The following is a 6154-nucleotide window of genomic DNA, read 5'->3' as shown; positions in this document are numbered from 1 at the left end:
CGGGATTCCCTTGGCCTGGTAGAGGAGGCTCAGCTCCTCGGTCTCGAGCTCCGGCATCAGCCGGATCTCCTCCTTTTCCCTCCAAGACGTACTCAAGAGAGTCCAGCCACTCCCGAGTTTCCTGAGGATCGACGTCAGACTGCGGTTGCGGACTGCAATGATCGTCGTCCACTATCTACCCTCTTTGAATGTTGGAAAATCGTCCGAAGTGCCGGGTCTGAATGTCCGTCGAAACGATGTTACCGTTTCCTACCTCACACATTCTAGTCCTCCTACTAGGGGACTCACCAGGCCTTCTATCATCGGTTTATCGGATTGATTGTGACGTGATCGGATGTCACCATATCAACGAGTGTGATGACTCCGGATTCGCAGATGAATGATCGGAATCACGAGCGAGTTCGCGGAATATAACGTTCCTACTTACAACATGAGGGAATGACGAACAAGTGGCCGACTCCGGAAACTGGAATTAATGATATGGACTTGTAATTCATATGCGGAGCTCAGACACCATCCATGCAGACAGCAGCCCACCGATCATTCCGATCGTTGCGATCGGCGGGTCGGCCGGAAGCCTGCAGCCGTTGCAGACCATCATTCAATCTTTGCCTCCGGACAGCGGCTTAGCTTTTGTCGTCGTTCTGCATCTCATGCCCACGACTCCGAGCGACTTGCCACGATTATTGCAACATGTCACGACGATGCCGGTGTTGTTTCCGCGCGATCAACAAAGGATCGAAGCGAATCAGGTGTATGTCATCCCTCCGGGGAAATGTCTCACGTGCGGGATTGGCTATTTATTGCTGGCAAATCAAAGGCGAGATCTGGGCCGTCGTAGGGCCATCGATATTTTCTTCCGCTCGTTGGCAGAGACGTACGGGTCTCACGCCGTGGGGATTCTTCTTTCGGGCGCCGATGCGGATGGCACAGCCGGAATGAAGGACATGAAGCAACGGGGCGGTCTCACCATCGTGCAGGACCCTCGGGAGGCTGCGTATCCCACCATGCCTCAGGCGGCAATGGCAGCCGGGGCCGCCCAGCAAGTGGTGCGCGTCTCCCAGATTGCAGCACGCGTAGTTCAATACTACCGGCTGGACAGTCACGCGCGACCGCAACAGATCCCTGAGGGACAGGCGCCGATCCTCGAGACGTTGAAAAACACCGACGAGGATCTGATCGAGGAATTACTGTCGATCGTACGCCGCCGAACCGCCAAAGATTTTTCGTACTACCGCCGGGATACCATTCTGAGGCGTCTCGCCTATCGCATGCAGTTGTGCGGAGCCGAGACCCTCGGCGGGTATCTTCACCTGCTCCGGGCGGGAGCCGAAGACGCCGAGGCGCTGGCGCAGGACCTACTCATTTCGATGACGCACTTTTTCCGTGATCCGGAGGCGTTTAAAGCCCTGTCCCGGTGCGTGCCTTCGTTATTTGAAGGCAATGGTATCGGCGACCACCTACGAGTGTGGGTGGCGGGCTGCGCCACCGGCGCCGAAGCCTATTCCATCGGCATCGTCCTGATGGAGCACGCTCGGACTCTTAACGACCCACCCGCCGTGCAGGTGTTCGGGACCGATTTGGATCCGACCGCCATCCACGTCGCGCGGAGCGGCTTCTACCCCGACTCGATCAAGAAAGAGATCAGTGAAGAGCGACTGGAACAGTTTTTTACGAAGGAACCGCAAGGCTTCCGTGTCAGGCGTGAATTGAGACAAGCCATGTTGTTTGCGACGCATGACGCAGTCAAAGATCCTCCGTTTCCGAGGATGAGTCTCATTTCCTGCCGCAATCTGCTCATCTACATGAATGCGGATGCGCAGAAACGCGTGATGAAGACCCTGCATTACGCCTTGGACCCCGGTGGTCTTTTGTTTCTGGGATCGGCTGATTCGAAGGATCGGGACTTGTTCGATCCGCTGGACGAGCAACACCGCATCTATCGGCCCAAAGCCGGGCTCAACATCCGGCCTACCGCCGTAAGAGGGGGCAATGACTTGTGGCTGCGTGCCCACGGGATTCGAAATCAGGCACAGGCTTCTCCGATGTTACTGAGCCCTGTCTTTGACGGTGCCGGCTCGGCGACAAATCAATGCGAGCCGGCCCCGATTGCTCCGGCATCATATCTAGACGCGCTGATTCAAGAGCCGAATCCGGCTTCCGAGCGGGAACAGACTATGGCCGAGTTGCGACTGGAGCTTGAGGACACCAGACGGCGCCTTGAAGACATCATCCACCAATATGAAAACCGGTCGGGCGAACTCGCCGGCAGCAATCAAGAGTTGCAGGCCATCAATCAAGAGCTGCGCGCCGCGACTGAAGAACTCGACATCAACCGGCAGGAGCTGCAATCCATCAACGAAGAGCTGTCGGTGGTGAACCAAGAACTCACGCTGAATCTCGATGAACTGACCCGCGCCAACAGCGACTTGCGCAATCTGATGGACGCCACCGCGATCGCGACGATCTTTCTCGATCAGGATTTGCGCATCATGCGGTATACGCCGCCGGCAACCCGCCTCTTCCGTCTTATCCCCGGCGACGTGGGCCGCCCGTTATCGGATCTTCGCCACCAGCTTGATTATCGAGACCTGCAGGACGATCTACATATGGTGCTGAGAGATGCCGCCCCCATCGATCGGGAGATCGCGGATGGGAATGGTGCTTGGTTACTGGCAAGGGTTCTCCCATACCGCACGCCCGACGACCAGATCGGCGGCGTCGTGCTGACACTGGTGGACATCACCGAGCGCAAACGGGCCGAAGCGACCGTGGCCGAAGAGTTCCGCCATACGAAAATTCTCCAGGATTTGGGCGCGCGGCTGATCACCGAGGAGAACATCCAAACGATTTATGACGAAATTCTGACGGCAGCTGTCGAAATCACTCGCGCCGATGCCGGTACAGTGCAGCGGCTCGACGATGATACCCAAGAACTCGTCTTCCTCGCCGCGCGCAACATCACAAGAGGCATGATTGAATTCTTTTTTCGCGTTGACGCCGGTTCAAACACTCCCTGCGGCATGGCGCTCAAGTCCGGGCAACGCTCCTTTGTGGATTTTGATCAGCCGGGCATTGCTGACGAAGGCGGCTCGATGCGCCGGCACGTCCAGGACGGCCTGCTCTCGGCACAGTCCACACCGCTCATCTCGCGGGCGGGCAAGCCCATCGGCATGGTTTCGACGCACTGGCGCGAGGCCGGTCATCGCCCTTCGGAACGAGAACTGCGCTTTCTCGACCTGCTCGCCCGACAGGCCGCCGACATCATCGAACAACGGAGCGCGGAAAAAGCCCTGCGCGACAGCGAGCAGAAGTTGACATGTGAGTTGAAGGATACCCAGCAGTTGCAGGCGATCAGCCGGCTGTTCTTCGAGCAGGAGAATATCCAGCCCATCTGCGATGCCATCGTGAATGCCGCCGCCGCTCTTTTAAGGTCCGATGCGGCCAGCCTGCACATGCTCGATCCTAAAACGGACGAGCCGCAGTTGCTCGCATGGCGCGGATTCCACCCGGACTCGGCCGCCTATTGGCAACGCGTTTCGACCGACACGCCCAGCGCCTGTGGCGCGGCCTTGGAGCATGGACAACGGATGGTCGTGTTGGATGTGAATGATCCGGCGTCCGGCATCGCCAGCGGAAGCCTGCAGGAATACCGGCGCAGCGGCCTCACCGCCGTGCAATCCACGCCCCTGATTTCACGGGATGGACGAATGGTCGGGACGTTGTCCACGCACTGGGCCCAGCGCTACGAACCCAACGAGCGCGACGTGGCGCAGTTCGACGTGCTGGCCCGGCTAGCAGCGGATGTGCTCGAGCGGGCGCGCGCCCAGGAAGCGCTGCGCGAAGCCAAGGTGCGCGAACTCACCGATGCTCAGCAACTGCAAAAGGTCAGCGGCTTGTTCATCAAGGATGGTAGTCATGAGGAGCTCTATGAGCACATCCTCGACGCCTCGATGGCGATCATGGGCGCGGACTGTGCCAGCCTCCAGGTGCTCGACGAAGACGGGCATGAAATGCGTCTGATCGCATGGCGAAATTTCCATCCGCAAGCGGCCCGGTTTTGGGAGACCATGTCACTCGCGACCGGCACCAGTTGCGGGGCGGCCTTCCGTGAAGGCGACCGCGTCATCATTCCCGATGTGAGCGCGCCCGAAGCGCAAACGCCCGCCGACACTATGGAGCGCTATCGGCTTTGCGGCATTCTTGCCGTGCAGTCCACTCCGGTGACCGCGCGCGATGGCCGGCTCATCGGGGTGATCTCCACCCACTGGCGAAAGGTGCACGTCCCCGGCGAGCGGGAGCTGCGCCTGCTCGACGTGCTCGCGCGCCAGGCCGCCGACTTCTTCGAACGTCGCCGTGCCCAGAACGCGCTGCAAAAGAGCGAGCAGCGGCTGCAGCGGATGTCCGAGACGGAGGGGTTCGGGATGATTTTCTTCGACGGGACCGGCACGATCGTTCATGCGAACGAGGCGTTCCTCAAGATGACCGGGTACACTGAAAAGGACGTCGAGAGCCGCGCATTGACATGGCGAAAGCTGACGCCCCCCCATTTCGTGGGTGAGAGCGAAGCGCAACTCGAAAAGCTGGCCAAAACCGGCAAGATCGGCCCCTATGAAAAGGAGTACATCTGCAAAGACGGCTCGCGCCGTTGGATGCGTTTCGCCGGCCGCGACCTCGGCGATGGAACCGTCGGAGAACTGTGCGTCGATGTCCCTGACCCTCGACCGGTCAAGTGACCGACATTTTAGTACTGCGGCACGTTAGGTCGATGCTTTTGGGCTAGGCGTGAACGCCGAGAGCACGAAGCGGCGAGCCTTGGCTCGCTTGGACAGGTTGAGCGACTATGCCCGCAACCCGCTGGGAGAACCCTGACGGACGTTGTCATATTCGAATCCAGGTTTTTCAATATGGATCTTCTCCCCTCTTGCCAAGGCCGCCAAGATCCTGGGTAAGGCACGCATCGAGACGGCGGCACTGGGACTGTCTTCTCGAATGCCGGCCAACGGCATCATGGGATGCGAAGCTTCTTCCGGTAATTGGACGAGCGTCAGCCCGCCGCCTGCCTTAATCTTGATAAAGCCGTGCGCTCCGTCCGAGCCTCCGCCGGAGAGGAGGACCGCCGCAACTCGATTTCCGTAGGCCGCCGCGGCCGACACAAACAAACGATCGACGGACGGCCGCGAGAAATGCACTTTGGCTTCGCGTGACAACTCGACGTGCGCGTTGGTAAACAACATATGGTGGTCCGCCGGAGCAAAATAGACCGTGCCATGTTCAAGGGGGTCATGCGCTTTGGCTTCCCGCACGCGGACGCGGGCTTGGGCTCCATACAGCCCTGAGACATCGCTTTGAAACCAGGGGCTCCGATGGATCACGATCCCCATCACCGCGGGGAGATCGGCCTCCAGTTCCGCACAGAGAAACTGTAGGAGTTTGACACCCCCGGCAGACGCGCCGATGACGATGACATCCCGTTTAATCCGTTCTTCATTCATGGGTGAAGGGCTCTTTTACAGTGACGGAAACCTGGGTGGCCATGTGGGTTTCCTGAATCACCCGCTCAATGAGGGCAATCTGCGATCGCACCTGCTCCTCTCGTCGTCGGATCCTGTTGACGTCAAACCGTTCGGGTCCTGAGGAGGGTGGCTCCAACAAGAGTCCCAGGATCATCTGCAGGTGTTTGAGCAAGGCGATAACCGACCATTCGTACTCCTCCACGCTCTCTTCTTTGGCTTGATACAACTCCTCTAAGGAAAAGGTATGGCCCACACTGCAGATGAAGACGAGGCGATGACGCGGGCTGGACTCCGTGCGGACGACGCCCGCGCAGGCCGGACAACTGATCATGGGGGTCCGGACATCAGCATGAGTAATTATGTAGACCAAAGATGCCGGCTTACGACTGGGAGATCACCGAGGGCGTAGACAGGGCGTCCCACTGTTGAGTCCGAACCCATGCCGTAGGATATGTGCGCTCATGATGTCGAACATCTCGGTCGCTCGTTACCCTGGGCTCTTCCTGAGCTACCAATAGGGACATCTGCCGTACACGATTGAGCGGTTTTGCGGGAGGGAACGGGGAGGGTTTCGCCTCCCCGTCTATCGGATTTATAGAATGAGGTTACTGGTGGCTGTCGCTGCCGGCTTCTTTTTC

4 protein-coding genes are annotated in these 6154 nt (G+C 59.0%); 1 reads left to right on the top strand and 3 read right to left on the bottom strand.

What is annotated here, in order from left to right; translation table 11 throughout:
* A partial coding sequence (locus ACOSYY_RS20390; RefSeq protein ID WP_526023290.1) for a pyruvate dehydrogenase E1 component-related protein occupies nucleotides 1-172 on the bottom strand: 172 nt, incomplete at its 3' end.
* A gap of 325 nt (nucleotides 173-497) precedes the next feature.
* Here ACOSYY_RS20390 and ACOSYY_RS05855 point away from each other — a divergent pair.
* Entirely contained in the window at nucleotides 498-4736 is a 4239-nt protein-coding gene (locus tag ACOSYY_RS05855) for a chemotaxis protein CheB (RefSeq protein ID WP_421661328.1), read from the top strand.
* Between the two features lie 105 nt (nucleotides 4737-4841).
* Here the strand turns inward: ACOSYY_RS05855 and ACOSYY_RS05850 are convergent, their stop codons facing one another.
* Together ACOSYY_RS05850 and ACOSYY_RS05845 are read right to left on the bottom strand one after the other, a co-directional pair.
* Complete coding sequence (locus ACOSYY_RS05850; RefSeq protein ID WP_421661327.1) at nucleotides 4842-5495, bottom strand: chemotaxis protein CheB; 654 nt, start codon at nucleotides 5493-5495, stop codon at nucleotides 4842-4844.
* Nucleotides 5488-5847, bottom strand: coding sequence for a hypothetical protein (locus ACOSYY_RS05845; protein WP_421661326.1), 360 nt, complete (start codon nucleotides 5845-5847; stop codon nucleotides 5488-5490). The genes ACOSYY_RS05850 and ACOSYY_RS05845 overlap by 8 nt, the downstream gene beginning before the upstream one ends.
* Between the last annotated feature and the right edge of the window lie 307 nt (nucleotides 5848-6154).

The sequence above is a fragment of the Nitrospira sp. BLG_2 genome (genome assembly GCF_049222245.1).
This window is presented reverse-complemented; position numbering and strand designations above follow the sequence as displayed.

Excerpts from the sequence above, each read along its gene's own strand:
- ACOSYY_RS05845 (WP_421661326.1), bottom strand. The coding sequence starts at position 5,847 with ATGATCAGTTGTCCGGCCTGCGCGGGCGTCGTCCGCACGGAGTCCAGC.
- ACOSYY_RS05850 (WP_421661327.1), bottom strand. The coding sequence starts at position 5,495 with ATGAATGAAGAACGGATTAAACGGGATGTCATCGTCATCGGCGCGTCT.
- ACOSYY_RS05855 (WP_421661328.1), top strand. The coding sequence starts at position 498 with ATGCGGAGCTCAGACACCATCCATGCAGACAGCAGCCCACCGATCATT.